The organism is Halomonas sp. V046, from assembly GCF_052645355.1.
On record NZ_JBQXYF010000006.1, the window covers coordinates 46,726 to 61,128 of the forward strand.

General features: G+C 66.0%; 14 protein-coding genes. 5 read left to right on the forward strand and 9 right to left on the reverse strand.

Annotation, left to right across the window (positions count from 1 at the left end; genetic code table 11):
* Positions 1-17: 17 nt before the first annotated feature.
* The 6 genes from rodA to ACUN9Y_RS09315 all read right to left on the reverse strand — a co-directional run bounded on the left by rodA (position 18) and on the right by ACUN9Y_RS09315 (position 6,062).
* A complete protein-coding gene (gene rodA / locus ACUN9Y_RS09290) occupies positions 18-1,178 on the reverse strand; it encodes a rod shape-determining protein RodA (protein WP_445460424.1) in 1,161 nt (386 codons plus the stop codon).
* A gap of 2 nt (positions 1,179-1,180) precedes the next feature.
* A complete protein-coding gene (gene mrdA, locus ACUN9Y_RS09295; RefSeq protein WP_445460425.1) occupies positions 1,181-3,103 on the reverse strand; it encodes a penicillin-binding protein 2 in 1,923 nt (640 codons plus the stop codon).
* Between the two features lie 52 nt (positions 3,104-3,155).
* Entirely contained in the window at positions 3,156-3,623 is a 468-nt protein-coding gene (rlmH, locus tag ACUN9Y_RS09300) for a 23S rRNA (pseudouridine(1915)-N(3))-methyltransferase RlmH (protein WP_445460426.1), read from the reverse strand.
* Entirely contained in the window at positions 3,620-3,982 is a 363-nt protein-coding gene (gene rsfS, locus ACUN9Y_RS09305) for a ribosome silencing factor (protein WP_445460427.1), read from the reverse strand. Before rsfS ends, rlmH begins: the two co-directional genes overlap by 4 nt.
* 107 nt (positions 3,983-4,089) lie before the next feature.
* Positions 4,090-4,728, reverse strand: a complete 639-nt coding sequence (gene nadD, locus ACUN9Y_RS09310) for a nicotinate-nucleotide adenylyltransferase (protein ID WP_445460680.1) — start codon at positions 4,726-4,728, stop codon at positions 4,090-4,092.
* A 47-nt stretch (positions 4,729-4,775) separates the two neighbouring features.
* Positions 4,776-6,062 carry a glutamate-5-semialdehyde dehydrogenase gene (locus ACUN9Y_RS09315; protein WP_445460428.1) on the reverse strand — a complete coding sequence of 429 codons (1,287 nt, stop codon included), beginning with the start codon at positions 6,060-6,062 and terminating at the stop codon, positions 4,776-4,778.
* Positions 6,063-6,153: 91 nt separating this feature from the next.
* Here ACUN9Y_RS09315 and ACUN9Y_RS09320 point away from each other — a divergent pair, with 91 nt between their 5' ends.
* From ACUN9Y_RS09320 to ACUN9Y_RS09335, 4 genes are all read left to right on the forward strand, one after another.
* Entirely contained in the window at positions 6,154-7,023 is an 870-nt protein-coding gene (locus tag ACUN9Y_RS09320) for a hypothetical protein (RefSeq protein WP_445460429.1), read from the forward strand.
* Positions 7,016-7,945, forward strand: a complete 930-nt coding sequence (locus tag ACUN9Y_RS09325) for a GGDEF domain-containing protein (protein ID WP_445460430.1) — start codon at positions 7,016-7,018, stop codon at positions 7,943-7,945. The genes ACUN9Y_RS09320 and ACUN9Y_RS09325 overlap by 8 nt, the downstream gene beginning before the upstream one ends.
* A 140-nt stretch (positions 7,946-8,085) precedes the next feature.
* Positions 8,086-9,489 carry a bifunctional DedA family/phosphatase PAP2 family protein gene (locus tag ACUN9Y_RS09330; RefSeq protein ID WP_445460431.1) on the forward strand — a complete coding sequence of 468 codons (1,404 nt, stop codon included), beginning with the start codon at positions 8,086-8,088 and terminating at the stop codon, positions 9,487-9,489.
* Positions 9,490-9,598: 109 nt separating this feature from the next.
* Positions 9,599-9,733: a hypothetical protein gene (locus ACUN9Y_RS09335; protein ID WP_445460432.1), complete on the forward strand. Its 135-nt coding sequence runs from the start codon at positions 9,599-9,601 to the stop codon at positions 9,731-9,733.
* Positions 9,734-9,746: 13 nt separating this feature from the next.
* On the opposite strand, the gene ACUN9Y_RS09340 is transcribed toward ACUN9Y_RS09335, so the two are convergent.
* The 3 genes from ACUN9Y_RS09340 to mpl form a co-directional block, all read right to left on the reverse strand.
* Positions 9,747-10,370 (reverse strand): LysE family translocator, encoded by a 624-nt coding sequence (locus tag ACUN9Y_RS09340; protein WP_445460433.1) that lies wholly within the window; start codon positions 10,368-10,370, stop codon positions 9,747-9,749.
* Positions 10,371-10,435: 65 nt separating this feature from the next.
* Positions 10,436-11,062: a flavin prenyltransferase UbiX gene (locus ACUN9Y_RS09345; RefSeq protein WP_445460434.1), complete on the reverse strand. Its 627-nt coding sequence runs from the start codon at positions 11,060-11,062 to the stop codon at positions 10,436-10,438.
* Complete coding sequence (gene mpl, locus ACUN9Y_RS09350; protein WP_445460435.1) at positions 11,055-12,461, reverse strand: UDP-N-acetylmuramate:L-alanyl-gamma-D-glutamyl-meso-diaminopimelate ligase; 1,407 nt, start codon at positions 12,459-12,461, stop codon at positions 11,055-11,057. Before mpl ends, ACUN9Y_RS09345 begins: the two co-directional genes overlap by 8 nt.
* Before the next feature lie 397 nt (positions 12,462-12,858).
* Between mpl and ACUN9Y_RS09355 the strand changes: the two genes are divergently transcribed.
* A complete protein-coding gene (locus ACUN9Y_RS09355) occupies positions 12,859-14,118 on the forward strand; it encodes a 6-phosphofructokinase (RefSeq protein ID WP_445460436.1) in 1,260 nt (419 codons plus the stop codon).
* The last annotated feature ends 285 nt before the right edge of the window (positions 14,119-14,403 follow it).

The window sequence follows — 14,403 nt, forward strand, 5'->3', positions numbered from 1 at the left end:
AGCGTCTGTTGACGGCACTAGCGCGGCAACAATCGGCGGTGTGCGTGAACCGCCATGAGAATACCGAAACCGGCCAACAAGGTCACGCTGGACGTCCCCCCGTAGCTCACGAGTGGCAACGGCACGCCGACCACGGGAAGGATGCCGCTGACCATGCCGATATTGACAAACACATAGATAAAGAACGTCAGCATGATGCCGCCGCCGAGCAGGCGCCCAAAGGTGTCCTGGGCCGAGCCGGCCAGCCACAGCCCTCTCGCCACGATCAACAGGTACAACAGCAGAAAGGCCAGCATGCCGATCAACCCAAACTCTTCGCCGAGTACGGCGACGATGAAGTCGGTATGCCGTTCGGGCAAGAATTCGAGCTGTGACTGGGTGCCGTGCAGCCATCCCTTGCCCCAGAGCCCGCCGCTGCCGATGGCGGTCGTCGACTGGATAATGTTCCACCCCGCCCCGAGCGGGTCGCTCTCGGGATCGAGGAAGGTCAGCACCCGCTGGCGCTGATAGGCATGCATGTTCATCCACAACAGCGGCAACGCGGAACCGGCCAGCACCACGATCACCGCGATAAAGCGCCACGACAGCCCAGCCAACAGAATCACGAAGACCGCCGCCGCCGCCACCAGAAGCGAGGTCCCAAGGTCTGGCTGACGGGCAATCAACGCCACCGGCAGGCCGATCAACAGCGCGCACACCACCAGCACGCGCCAATTGGGCGGTAGCTCATGTCGACTGATCCACGCCGCTACCATCATCGGCATGGCCAGCTTCATCAGTTCCGAGGGCTGAAAGCGGATCACACCGGGAATGACCAGCCAACGCTGGGCGCCCATGCCGATATCGCCAAGGACCTCGACGGCGATCAACATCACCACCCCGACAATATAGGCCGGCAGGGCCCAGCGCATCAGGGTGGCCGGCGAAAAGCGGGCCAGCACCATCATCACACTCAGTGCCACGCCGAAACGAATGGCCTGGGCGATCACCATGTTGAGATCTTCCCCGCTGGCGCTGTAGAGCACCACCAGGCCGCTGCCCATCAACACCAGCAGCATGCCGACCAGCCAGGGATCGATGTGCAGCCGTTCCCACAGTGTCTTGCGCCGGGCAATGCCACTGGCCGGCGGACGAACGGGGTGACGCCCACGCAGGGAGCGAACGAAATCAATGGCCATGACTACTCTCCTGCCCCTGCGCTGGTCGTCGCGTCACCGACGCTGGCGGTACCGGGTGCCTCGGGCTCGACCGGCTTGCCGTTGTTATAGTCCAGGATCCAGGCATCGGTCATGGCCCGAGCCAGACTCGCCGCGTGGGTCGAGCCCCCCCCGGCGTTCTCGACGATGACCGCTACCGCTATCTGGGGATCTTCGACCGGTGCGAACGCCATGAACAAGGCATGATCGCGCAGCCTTTCGCGCAGCTCGGAAGCGTTATACTTCTGGTTCTGCCCCAGCGAGAACACCTGGGCGGTGCCGGATTTCCCCGCCATGCGGTACTGAAGCCCTGCCCCGGTGCGCCGGGCGGTGCCTTCTCGCCCCGACATCACCTTTTCCATGCCGCTGAAGACCCGGTCCCAGTATGTCTCGTTGCCCACTTCGATATCCGCTGGCGTATCGGGCAACTCGACCGGAACCGGCTCGTCACCGATACGCTTGGCAAGCCGAGGCCTCACCCAGTGCCCGCGATTGGCCAGCATCGCCGTGGCCGAGGCCAATTGCAGGGGAGTCACCTGCAGATAGCCCTGGCCGATACCCACCGACAGCGTCTCGCCGGGATACCAGGCCTGGTTGTAGCGTGACCGTTTCCATTCGCGAGACGGTAGCAGGCCGTCGCCCTGCCCGGCCACATCGGCGGCCACGCGGGTGCCGAAACCGAACGCCTCGAGATTATCGTGGATCCGGTCGATACCGAGCTCATGGGCCAACGAGTAGAAATAGGTATTGTTGGACACCGCCAGGGCCCGCTCGAGATCGACACGACCATGCCCCCAGCGCAACCAGTTGCGGTAGCGTCGGTCGTCATTGGGCAGCTGGTAATAGCCGGGATCGTAAATCACTTCGCTCGGGGTGATAACGCCCTCGCTAAGCCCTGACATGGCCATGAACGGCTTGATGGTGGAGCCCGCCGGGTAGCTACCACGAGTAGCCCGATTGAACAGCGGCAGGTCGATATCGGTCTGCAAGGCCCGATAGGAGGCCACATCGATCCCGGTGACAAACTGGTTGCTGTTAAAGCCCGGCACCGACGCCATCGCCAGAATCTCGCCGCTCTGAGGGGCAATCGCAACGATGGCGCCGCGGCGGCCGTCGAGCAGACTCACGGCCAGCTTCTGCATGTTCATGTCGAGGGTAAGGGTCAGATCCTGGCCCGGAACCGGGTCGGTATGCCCGAGCTCGCGCAGCACCCGCCCCCGGGCGTTGGTCTCGACCTTGCGCAACCCCGCGCGCCCATGCAGTTGATCTTCATAGAAATTCTCCACTCCGGTCTTGCCGATAAAGTGGGTTCCGGCATAGTTGCCGGGATCGAGTGTCTTGAGCTCTTCGGCGTTGATACGCCCTACGTAGCCGAGGGCGTGGGACATGATCTCGGCATCGGGATAGTAGCGCAGCAGCTGTGCCTGAACTTCGACCCCGGGCAGGCGGTGGCGGTTGACCGCCAGACGCGCGATCTGGGACTCGGTCAGGTCGCTCATCAACAGCGCCGGCTGATAAGGCCGCTGGCGCTGGCGCGAGCGCACCTTGAAGGCCGCGACGTCCTCATCGGGCAAATGGAGCAACTCCACCAGCAGTTCGAGGGTCGCGTCCAGGTCGTCGACGCGTTCACGCACCAGGGTCAGGTTATAGGTCGGTCGATTCTCGGCCAGCATCTGGCCATTGCGGTCGTATATCAGGCCACGGGTGGGCGGCAACGGCTCCACCCGCACCCGGTTCTTCTCCGACCGGGTGCTATAGACCTCATGCTGGACCACCTGGAGGTAGAACAGTCGGCCGACGAGCAACCCCGAAAGCAGGACAACCACGACGATCGCCAGCGCGGCACGCAGACGAAAGATACGCAGGTCATGCTCGGGATTCTTCAGAGTGTCGCGTCGCTCACGCATGCGAGAGGCTATCCTTGGCAGACGCTGGGGCGTTCATCGAAGGCGGGATCACTCAGCGGTGATAGGGGTGGCCTACCATCAGCGTCCACGCGCGGTAGAGCTGTTCGGCCAGCATCAGCCGAACCAGCGGATGAGGCAGTGTCAGTGGCGACAGCGACCAATGCTGCGGCGCCCGAGCCGACAGTGCCGGGGCCAGGCCGTCGGGACCCCCGATCAACAGCGCCACATCGCGCCCTTCGAGACGCCACTGATCGGCCTGGTCGGCCAACTGCTCGGTACTCCACGGCCGCCCCTTGACCTCCAGGGCGACCAGTTGCTCATCACCCCTGAGCCGAGCTTCTATGCGCTCTGCCTCCTGGGCAATCGCTCGAGCCACGTCGGCATTCTTGCCGCGGTGGCCGGGTGCGATTTCCTCGATCTCGAGGGAAAAGTCGCGCGGCAGGCGCTTGCGATACTCCTCAACTCCCTGGTTGACCCAGGCCGGCATCCGCGTTCCCACCGCCAGCAGGCGGACCCTCATGCCTTGGCCTCGTCCTCGAACGCGGCGGCATCGCTGGGCAGGTCCGCCCACAGACGCTCGAGATCATAGAGCGTGCGGGTTTCGGGCATCATCACGTGGACCACCAGATCGCCGAGGTCGACGAGCACCCAGTCGGACCCGTTCTCGCCTTCGATACCGAGTGGCTGAATCCCCTTCTCCTTGGCCGAGGTGATCACGCTGTTGGCCAGGGCCGCGACATGGCGCGTCGAGGTGCCGCTGGCGATTACCATCCAGTCGGTCACGCTGGTCAGGCGAGACACATCGAGCAGGGCGATATCCTTGGCCTTGATATCTTCCAGTGCGTCCACCACCAGCGTCTTGAGTGCGTCGATCTGCATAGCCCCTCTTCAATGGGTATTAGCTTGGACGGCCATTGTAACCGTTGACGAGGCGTCTGGCAGCGCCAATTCGTCGCTCTTTGCCAAACTCTCGTTGTTTGCAGAATTCACCGCCCGGCGTCGCCGCGATACAGGCCCTGAGCCACGATCGCCCGTTCGACGTCCGGCGCCAGCAGATAGCGTACGCTCTCCCCCTGGGCCAGTCGTCGACGCAGGTCCGTGGCGGAGATGGCCATGCGTGACGGCAGACGCAAACGCAGCAGGGCGCCGGCAGGCTGCGCCATCAGTGCCTCGACCGAGCCCACCTCACGCCCACGCAATAGCGCCTCGAGGCGCGTGGACAGCGGGCTGTCGTGGTCGGGACGGTCGATTACCACCAGGTGGGCCAGAGCGAACAAGCGCTCGGGATCGTGCCAGTCGGCCAGCTTCAAAAAGGCGTCATGGCCGAGCGCCATGATTAGCCGCGCTGTTGCGCCGTAACGCTCGCGCAGTGACGCCAGGGTGTCGGCCGAAAACGACGGCCCGTCGCGCTGCAGCTCGCAAGGGTCCGCCACCAACCCTTCGGCATCGCCGATCCCGAGGCGCAACAGCGCCAGGCGCTGACCGGACGAGACCTGGGGACGATCACGCAGCGCTGGCTGAGCCGCCGGCACCATGTGCACCCCGTCGAGACCGAGTGCCTCACGCAGTTCGACGGCGGCACGCAGGTGGCCGACGTGGACCGGGTCGAAGGTCCCCCCGAGCATGCCGATCCGCGCAGGGCGGCCGAGGGCCGGCTGCGCGATCACCACGCTCACTGGCGAACCTGACCATCGCCGAAGACCACGTATTTACGACTGGTCAGCCCTTCGAGGCCAACGGGCCCGCGGGCATGCAGACGGTCCGTCGAGATGCCTATCTCGGCGCCGAGGCCATACTCGAAGCCGTCGGCGAAGCGCGTCGAGGCGTTGACGATCACCGAGCTGGAATCGACCTCCGCCATGAAACGTCGTGCCAGGCTGTAGTTCTCGGTCACGATGGCCTCGGTGTGGCGCGAACTGTAGCGCTCGATATGCGCCATGGCCTCGTCGATGCCTTCGACGATGCGCACCGCCAGTACCGGGGCCAGATACTCCGTCTCCCAGTCCGCCTGATCGGCACAGACCATGCTAGCCACGATCGAGCGTGCACGCGGACACCCCCTGAGCTCGACGCCATGCTCGGCGTAAGCCTTTGCCAAATCAGGCAGCAAGGCCTCGGCGATGGGCGCATCCACCAGCAGGGTTTCCATCGCATTGCACACCCCGTAGCGATGGGTCTTGGCATTGATGGCGATGGCGCGTGCCTTGGTCAGATCGGCACTGGCATCCACATAGACGTGGCAAATGCCGTCCAGGTGCTTGATCACCGGCACGCGGGCCTCCCGAGAAATACGCTCGATCAAGGACTTGCCGCCGCGTGGAATGATGACATCGACGTACTCGGGCATGGCGATCAGGCGACCCACGGCGGCACGATCGGTGGTCGCCACCACCTGCACCGACGCCGCCGGGAGTCCCGCATCCGCCACCCCCTGCGCGATGCAAGTCGCCAAGGCGGCATTGGAGGCCCGAGCCTCGGAGCCCCCTCGCAGGATGCAGGCATTGCCCGACTTGAGGCACAAGCTGGCGGCTTCGAGGGTGACGTTGGGGCGGGATTCGTAGATGATGCCTATGACGCCCAGTGGCACCCGCATCCGGCCAACCTGAATACCGCTGGGACGCGAGTGCAGACCGTCGATCTCGCCGACCGGATCGGGCAGCGCCGCCACCTGGTGCAGCCCTTCGACCATCGCGTCGATACGCGCGTCATCCAGCGCGAGCCGGTCGAGCAAGGCGTCATCGAGCCCGGCCTGTCGGCCACGCTCGAGATCCTCGCGGTTGGCGGAAAGCAGGGCCGCTCGGGACTGCTCGAGACGCTCGGCGATGGCCGCCAGGGCCTGGTTCTTGGGCCCGGTAGAGATCCGGCGCAGCTGGGTCGCGGCGGCTCGTGCAGCTTGGCCGAGCTGCGTCATGTAGGCGTCGACATCGACGGCTTCAGGGGCGGTGGCGTGGTCGCTCATGCCGAACAGGATCTCCTCGGGGAATGGCCACCTGGCGACGCGCCAGCGGCCTTTCGAACACAGTCAATGGAAGGCACTAGTCTAAGTCAGCATGCGCAGCAAGTACAAAGTCGGCCTGTTCCGGGCCAACCTCGTTCTCGGTGCGGCTCTGCTCGCCTATCAGGCGGCGGTCGCCACACGCATCACCGACGCCACGCTGCTGGGGTTGGCCGCCGCCTGGCTGGCGATCACCGCCACGGTGCTGGAGTTCAGCCACCGCCACCACGCCTTCCGCCCCTGGCTGCTGGTGCCAAGCGTGTTGCTGGCGGCCCTCGTCACACTCTCCGCCGACCTGCGCGGCGAGTGGCTCTGGGCCTGGCCCTGTCTGCTGATACTGCCTCAGCACCAGTGGATGCTGGCACTGAACCTGGGCCTCGCCGCCTTCTCCTGGTGGTGGACGCTGGACTACCTCAGCCCCCACCACTGGGTGCTGTCCGGTGCCATTCTGGCCGGCCTCAGCCTGATCGCCGTGGCCCGGGCAACGCCGGTTCGCCAGGCCCAGCGCGGCGTCAAATTGCGCGCACGTCTCGCCCCGGGCCTTCCCCTGTGGCCGCTGCCGCAACTGGAGCGCGACCTGCCGCGAGAAAGCAGTCGTGCCATGCGTGATGGCGTCCACGCCGAACTGGTTCTGATTCAGACCTCCGGACGCCAGCTCTGGTCGCTGGCCCGCCAGCTGTGCTCCTGCATCCAGTGTTTCGAGAACGTCTATCGCCTCGACGGCCGTACCCTGGCGCTGATGCTGACTAGCCGCGATGCTCTCCAGGCCGACATGCGTCGCACGGCGCTGCTCGATGGCCTGGGCATCCCGGTTACCGTGCGCGCCATTGCGCTGCCCCACCTGGAGAGCCTCGCCCAGGCCATGGACGCGCTGGACAAGCAATGCCCCTCGACGCGCGTCATCGAGGAGATGCCACATGACTGAATCCCCCCACTGGGCGGCCGGTCTGCGCGCCGGCGCCGATTTCCTTGCCACGCTGGTACTCGCGGGCATCTCGCTGTGGCACTACCTGCTCGGCGAATACGAACAGATCCTGCTGCCGGCCGCGCTAGCCTGCCTGATGCTCGTCGCCACCCTGGTCGATCTGCGCCAGCCGACACGCCTGTCGGGCTACCTCCTGCTAGCCTGCGGCTACCTGCTGGCCGCGACCCAGCTCCCGACGCTGGTGGCCTACCATACCTTCTGGATCGGCGTGCCGGTCGCCGTGACATTGCTGATTCTGCCGCTGGCACCCGCGGTATTGATCAACCTGCTGATGTTTCCGCTGTGGGTCCTGGTGCTCGACGACGGGTGGCAGCAATGGGAGCACACCCTCGCGTACCTCTCACTGGTCACCGTGACGGCGCTTTCCGGCTGGGAATATCTGCGCCAGCGCGACCTCGCCAGGGCGACCGACCCGACCGACAGCGAGTGCGACGCAGTCAATCGCGTCACGCTGCATGAACGACTGGCCGGGGAGTTCCAGCGCGCCCAGCATCTCGATCAGCGCCTCGCAGTCCTGCTGCTGCACCTGCCCCAGCTCGACATGGCCAGCGAACAATTCGGCCCACGCGCCCAGCTGTCGCAGCTCGACCTCCTGTGTCGTGCGGTTCGCTCCCACTGCCGGGATCACGACATCCTCGGCCGAGAAAACCACGCCGACTTCTGGTTGGTGCTGCCCAACACCACCGAGAGCGGCGCCCTGCTGGTGCTGAAACGCCTGGAACAGGCCCTCGACGAAACACGCCTGTCCGACACCGGGCCGCTCAATTTTCGCACTCGCCTGTGTGCACTAACGCCCGGCGAGCCGTGGAGTCACTTCGAACAACGGCTTCTGGCCCGCACTCGGTCCTTGTCTCAGGCATGAAACGCCGCTAACGTCGCCGCTGGCCGCCGCGTCACCACCCCGGCCAGCCACACACACCACCGCCCGGAGATGGCTGCGATAGTCGCGCTGTTGCGCCCCGTCGGAATGATCGAGGACGACACCATGGAGAGGCTCTGGACGTGAACGCAGGGGATTGGCTCTATCAATTGACGCCGTCGCCGGGGATGCTGCTGACGCTGATCACCGCCGTCGCGCTGGTCGAATCCCTCGCCTTGATCGGCGTCGTCGTACCCGGCGTGGTACTGATCACCGCCGCGGCGTCCCTGGCGGGTCACTACGGCATCAACGTCGGCATCGTCATGGCCTGCGCTTTCGTCGGTGCGGTCATCGGCGATGGGCTCAGCTATTGGCTCGGCTACCGCTATCGCGAACAGGTCACCGCCGTCTGGCCGCTTTCCCGGCACCCCGAATGGCTCGCCAGGGGGGCGCGATTCTTCCAGCGCCATGGCCCTCTGTCGGTCTTGCTCGGCCGCTTCGTCGGCCCCGTTCGCCCCATCGTGCCGCTGGTCGCCGGGATCATGCGCATGCCGCCGGCCACCTTCACCTGGGCCAACCTGGGCTCGGCCCTGCTCTGGGCGCCGGCCTACGTGCTACCGGGCTATCTGCTCGGGCGCACCTGGCAGCAGTGGCTGGCCCTGCCCGCGGCCCTGCACCCTTGGCTGATCGGCCTCGGCGTTACCGTCGTCGTGCTGGCGATCGTGTTCTCCCTGGTGCGCCATCATGCCTATCCCCAGGGGCTTCTGTACCGAGGCCTGGCGACCCTCACCCGATACCTCCCGCGTGGCGATAGCCTGTGGCGCGCCCTGGCCCCGCACCACGAGGAAGAACCGCCGCTGGCGAGCTGGTTGCTGCTGCTGAGCGCGCTGACCGCCCTGTCGGCGTGGACACTGATCGTCCTGGCCCACAACGGCCCCCTGGCGATGGACGTCCGCCTCAACACCCTGATCGGCGCCCTGGACCTGCCGCTTTTGCATCACGCCTCCCAGGTCTTGGCCGAGGCCGGCGATACCTTCGGCGTGATCGCCCTGGTGGCGCCCTGGGCCATCTGGCTGCTGGCACGCCGCCATTTTGCCGCGCTGCTCCACATCGGCGCGGGCCTGGCAGGGATCGCCGTGCTCAACACGATCGGCAAGTCCGTGATCGGCCGCGCCCGCCCGGATGCCCCGGACTACCTGGTCCATTCGCTTTCCTACCCCAGCGCCCATACCTCCACCGCGGTGGTACTTTACGGCATGGCCGCCGCCTTTATCGCCCAGTCGCTCCCCCGAGGGCAGCGCTTCATGCCGTACTGGGTCGCCATCCTGGTGGTCGTCCCGATGGCGCTGTCGCGCATCGTGCTCGGGGTACATTGGCTGAGCGACTTGATTGGCGGCGCCCTACTCGGACTGGTGGTCTGCGCCATGGTCCAGCTGGCCTGGCTGCGCAACGAACGTACCGCGCTCCGCCCCTGCCCGCTGGTGACGCTGCTGCTGGCCTCCCTGGCCCTGGTCAGCGCCAGGGTGTTCTGGCTGCCCCCGATATAGCGCCACGGCCGGACAGCGCAAGCAGCACCTGGCATCACAAAGGCCTTGACCTCGGTGCTGCACACAGGTGGCAGACTCGAGCTTCCCTCGTCTTCCCAAGGCCTCCCCGATGACTCAGATGACTCAGATGACCGACTGCGCGATGTTCGGCGCCATGTCCTGGCTGATGCCCATTGCCGGCATTGGCCTGCTGGCGCTAGCCATGTTGGCCGGCGCGAGCCTGATCAAGGTGTGGCGACGCTGAGCCCGTCCCGCCGTTAGCCCAGCGCCAGCCACACCCCGACCCCCACCATCAAGGTGCCGGCGATACGGTTGAGCAAGCGTACGTTACCACTGCGTCCGAGCAGATGGCGCAGGCTCTTGCCGCCGCTGGCGTACAGCAGCAGACAGCCGAACTCCAGGGTCAGAATGATCACGATCAACCCGACCAGTTGCCCCACCACTGGCTGACCGGCATCGAGAAACGGCGGCAACAGGGCGACGAAGAAGGCCCAGCCCTTGGGATTGGCCACGGCGGTGACAAACCCTTGCATGGCTAGCACACGCCGCGATGCCGGCGCCGTATCTTCGATATCCGCGGGAATCGCCATGCGCCCCCGCGAGCGCCACATCAACAGCCCCAGATAGACCAAATAGGCGCCTCCCAGCCATTTGAAGACCGCGAACAGCGCCGGCATCTTCAACATCAGGGTGGCCACCCCTGCCCCTGCGGCGAAGGCCACCAGGCCGACACCGATCAGCTCGCCGACCATCATCCACAGCGCCCTGGCCACGCCCTGGGTCATGCCCAGCACCATGGCCAGCGTCATGCACATCCCCGGGGTCAAGGAGACGAGAAAGAACGTCGGTATGAAAATCGACAGGGTGGCGAGAGATGGCATGAGGTGTCCTTACCCAAGGAAGGCAGCCGGGGAATGAGAGGTGAGCCACGTAGCGTCAGGCGCCGTCAGGGAGGCGTCGACTCACCCCAACGAGGCATCAATTGATGCTCGATCCCTAGCTGATTGAGAATTCGCGCGACGATGAAGTCGACCAGATCATCGACCCCTTGGGGACGGTGGTAGAAGCCCGGCGCCGCCGGCAGGATCACGGCGCCCATCCGGGTCAGGCTCAGCATATGCTCCAGGTGAATCGCCGACAACGGCGTCTCCCTAGGCACCAGCACCAGGGGCCGCCGTTCCTTCAAGGCGACATCGGCGGCGCGTTCAATCAGGTTATTGCTGGCACCACAGGCCACCGCCGACAGGGTGCCGGTCGAACACGGACAGATGACCATGGCCGACGACGCCCCCGACCCCGACGCCACCGGCGCCATCCAGTCTTCGCGACCGAAGCAGCGTATCTGGCCGTCGGCGGCCCCGCTGCGCGCAGTCAGGGCCGCGGCGAGGCGTTCGGGCCGCGCCGGCAGGTCATCGTCTGTCTCGGTGGCGATGACCAGGTGCGCCGCCTTCGACACCATCACCCAGACCTCGTGTTTCGCGGCGACCAGGGCGTCGATCAGGCGCAGACCGTACGGCGCCCCGGATGCCCCGGTCAGCGCGACCGTCACCGGCGCCTTGAAGGCCTCAGCCATGGGCCACCTCCAGGGCCGCCAGCAGGCGCTCGTGAATGCCACCGAAGCCCCCATTGGACATCACCACGATGCGATCGTAGCGCCGCGCCTGGGCGACGACTGCCGCCACCAGGGTCTCGATATCCGACTCGCAGGCCGCCGCCACCGGCGACTCCTCCAACACCGCGTCCAGCGACCAATCCAACCCTTCGGGCTGGTACCACCAGACGGCGTCGGCATCGGCCACGCTGTGGGCCAGGCGCGAGCGTAGCGTTCCCAGGCGCATGGTATTCGAGCGCGGCTCGATCAGCGCCAGCAGGCGCCCGCGGGGGGTAGCGGCGCGCAGCCCCGACAGTGTCGCCGCGATGGCCGTGGGGTGGTGGGCGAAGTCATCGATGACCTGAATCCCGTTGACCTCGCCGCGCACCTCCTGGCGCCGACGCGGCGTCAGAAACCGTGACAGCGCGGCCGCCGAGCGTGCCAGATCAACCCCACAACGCGAAGCTACGGCCAGTGCCGCCAGGGCATTGCGCGCGTTATAAGCGCCGGTCAGGGACCAGTCGACCACGGCATCGTCTTCCACGCCAGGGTGGGTGGCGGTGCCTGGGCTGTCGTCCCGCCGGTGAATCACCCGGAACCGGCTGGCGTCATCACGCTCCAGCACCAACCGCCAGGGGGATGTCGCCTGCTCGCCCAGGCGCTCGACCGGCGTCCACACGCCCTGGGCCAGAACCCGCTCCAGGGCCGGCTCGTCGTCTGCGACCAGGATCAGTCCCTTGCCCGGCACGGTGCGCACCAGATGATGAAACTGACGCTCGATGGCGGCAAGATCAGGAAAGATATCGGCGTGATCGAACTCGAGATTGCCCAGCACTGCAATCTCTGGCCGGTAATGCACGAACTTCGAGCGCTTGTCGAAAAACGCCGTGTCGTACTCGTCCGCCTCGACCACGAAGGGGGCCTGGGGATCGCCCAATCGCGCCGAGACGCCGAAGTTGCGCGGCACACCACCGATCAGAAAACCCGGCGTCAGGCCCGCGCTTTCCAGCAGCCAGGCAACCAGGCTCGCGGTCGTAGTCTTGCCATGGGTGCCGGCCACCGCGATCACGCGACGGCCCGGAAGCACATGCTCGGCCAGCCACTGGGCCCCGGAGACATACGGTAGTCCGCCGTCGAGCACGGCCTCCACCTCGGGGTTTCCCCGGGACAGCGCATTGCCGATGATCACCAGATCCGGACGCGGCGACAGGTTCTGCGCCCGATAACCCGACATCAACGCGATACCCGCCTCCGAGAGCTGGGTGCTCATCGGTGGATAGACATTGGCGTCCGAGCCGCTGACCTCGTGGCCCAGCTCCCGGGCAAGCAGGGCAAGACTGCCCATGAAGGTACCGCAGATACCCAGAATATGAAGATGCATGGCGCCTCCGAGCGCTCGATACCCTGTCCGCTCAAGTGCTGCCGCGGAGCAAACGTCGACAAAGGCGGCAGCCTAGCATGGCGCCCCGCCGCTCTCCAGCGACACGACCGGGCCCGCGCCGCGCACACGGGCGACCTATCCCGCCACTATCCCGCCACTATCCCGCCAAGAGACAAGTCACCTTCGCCTGGGCAGGCATGTGCACGGCCGGCCAGGTGCAGGGGCGACGGCGATCCGCTAGAATCGGCCTCCAGCCAAGGCATGACCGCCCCTGGCGGCCCAGGACGCTCGCCGACCTGCCGCCGGCGGCAACGCGCCCCCGACTTGCGCGGGACGACCGCCACGCGTGCGTCCTGCCCCTATATTCTCGACGACCGATCAGGAGCCCTTTAGCCCCATGGCCCAGCACAACGCCTTCTACGCCCAATCCGGCGGCGTCACCGCCGTGATCAATGCCAGTGCCTGCGGTGTCATCGAGGCCTGCCGTCGGTACAGCGACCGTATCGGCAAGGTCTACGCCGGCCACAACGGCATTATCGGCGCCCTCACCGAGGATCTGATCGACGTCAGCCAAGAGAGCGATGACACCATCGCTGCGCTACGCCACACACCGGGCGGCGCCTTTGGCTCGTGCCGCTACAAGCTCAAGGACATCGAAAGCCACCGCGCCCAGTACGAGCGCTTGATCGAAGTCTTCAAGGCCCACGACATCCGCTACTTCTTCTACAACGGCGGCGGCGACAGCGCCGACACCTGCCTCAAGATGTCCCAACTGTCGGAAAAGATGGGCTACCCCCTGACCGCCATCCACGTGCCCAAGACCGTGGACAACGACCTGCCCATCACCGACAACTCTCCGGGCTTCGGCAGCGTGGCCAAGTACATCGCCACGTCCACCCTGGAAGCGTCGCTGGACATCGCCTCGATGTGCGCCACCTCCACCAAGGTGTTCGTTCTCGAGGTGATGGGCCGTCACGCGGGCTGGATCGCCGCCTCCGGTGCCTTGGCCGGCCAGGGCGAAGGCGAACCTCCGCACATCGTGATCTTCCCCGAGATCCCGTTTGACCGTCGCGCCGTGATGACGCGGGTCGAGCACTGCGTGAAGGAGTACGGTTATTGCGTCATCGTGGTCTCCGAAGGCGCGCGCTACGAGGATGGCACCTTCCTGGCCGACTCCGGCAACACCGACGCCTTCGGCCATCGCCAGTTAGGCGGCGTAGCACCCACGCTGGCCGGCATGGTCAAGCAGGACCTGGGCTACAAGTACCACTGGGCGGTGGCGGACTACCTGCAGCGCGCGGCTCGCCACCTCGGCGCCAAGGTCGACGTCGAGCAGGCTTACGCCGTCGGCGAGAAGGCGGTGGAACTGGCCCTCGACGGGCAGAATGCGATGATGCCGGCGATCAAGCGTACCAGCGATACCCCCTACCGCTGGGAAATCGAGGCGGCGCCGCTGTCCGAGGTGGCCAACCGCGAGAAGTTCATGCCCCGTGATTTCATTCGCGAGGATGGCTTCGGCATCACCGACGCCTGCCGCACCTACCTGTCACCGCTGATTCAGGGCGAGGACTTCCCGCCCTTCGAGAACGGCCTGCCGAAGGTGGCAAAACTGAAGCTCGCCCGCGTCGAAAAGAAGCTGCCGCTGTTTACGCTCTAAGGCGCCTTGCCTCGGCGCTCGCCCGCCATCCTGGCACACCACGCCACGTAGCCCCGGCCACGTAGCCCCGGCAACTTGCCGGGGCTACCTGGGTCTGGCACCCGCGAGAAATGACCCGCTCTATCGCAGTAGCCAGGACAGCACCAGCAAGATCAGCAGAATGCTGGCCGGTTTTGGCAGCCAGGCCCTGGCGGACCATGTTCGCGCCGACTCCTCTTTCTGCTCCTCTTTCTGCTCCTCTTTCTGCTCCTACGCCTGCTGCCGACATGGCCTGCTGCCGACATG

What these genes read in the sequence shown, in the direction of transcription:
- rodA (WP_445460424.1), bottom strand. Translation starts at nt 1,178, where the DNA reads ATGGCCATTGATTTCGTTCGCTCCCTGCGTGGGCGTCACCCCGTTCGT.
- mrdA (WP_445460425.1), bottom strand. Translation starts at nt 3,103, where the DNA reads ATGCGTGAGCGACGCGACACTCTGAAGAATCCCGAGCATGACCTGCGT.
- rlmH (WP_445460426.1), bottom strand. Translation starts at nt 3,623, where the DNA reads ATGAGGGTCCGCCTGCTGGCGGTGGGAACGCGGATGCCGGCCTGGGTC.
- rsfS (WP_445460427.1), bottom strand. Translation starts at nt 3,982, where the DNA reads ATGCAGATCGACGCACTCAAGACGCTGGTGGTGGACGCACTGGAAGAT.
- nadD (WP_445460680.1), bottom strand. Translation starts at nt 4,728, where the DNA reads ATGCTCGGGGGGACCTTCGACCCGGTCCACGTCGGCCACCTGCGTGCC.
- ACUN9Y_RS09315 (WP_445460428.1), bottom strand. Translation starts at nt 6,062, where the DNA reads ATGAGCGACCACGCCACCGCCCCTGAAGCCGTCGATGTCGACGCCTAC.
- ACUN9Y_RS09320 (WP_445460429.1), top strand. Translation starts at nt 6,154, where the DNA reads ATGCGCAGCAAGTACAAAGTCGGCCTGTTCCGGGCCAACCTCGTTCTC.
- ACUN9Y_RS09325 (WP_445460430.1), top strand. Translation starts at nt 7,016, where the DNA reads ATGACTGAATCCCCCCACTGGGCGGCCGGTCTGCGCGCCGGCGCCGAT.
- ACUN9Y_RS09335 (WP_445460432.1), top strand. Translation starts at nt 9,599, where the DNA reads ATGACTCAGATGACTCAGATGACCGACTGCGCGATGTTCGGCGCCATG.
- ACUN9Y_RS09340 (WP_445460433.1), bottom strand. Translation starts at nt 10,370, where the DNA reads ATGCCATCTCTCGCCACCCTGTCGATTTTCATACCGACGTTCTTTCTC.
- ACUN9Y_RS09345 (WP_445460434.1), bottom strand. Translation starts at nt 11,062, where the DNA reads ATGGCTGAGGCCTTCAAGGCGCCGGTGACGGTCGCGCTGACCGGGGCA.
- mpl (WP_445460435.1), bottom strand. Translation starts at nt 12,461, where the DNA reads ATGCATCTTCATATTCTGGGTATCTGCGGTACCTTCATGGGCAGTCTT.
- ACUN9Y_RS09355 (WP_445460436.1), top strand. Translation starts at nt 12,859, where the DNA reads ATGGCCCAGCACAACGCCTTCTACGCCCAATCCGGCGGCGTCACCGCC.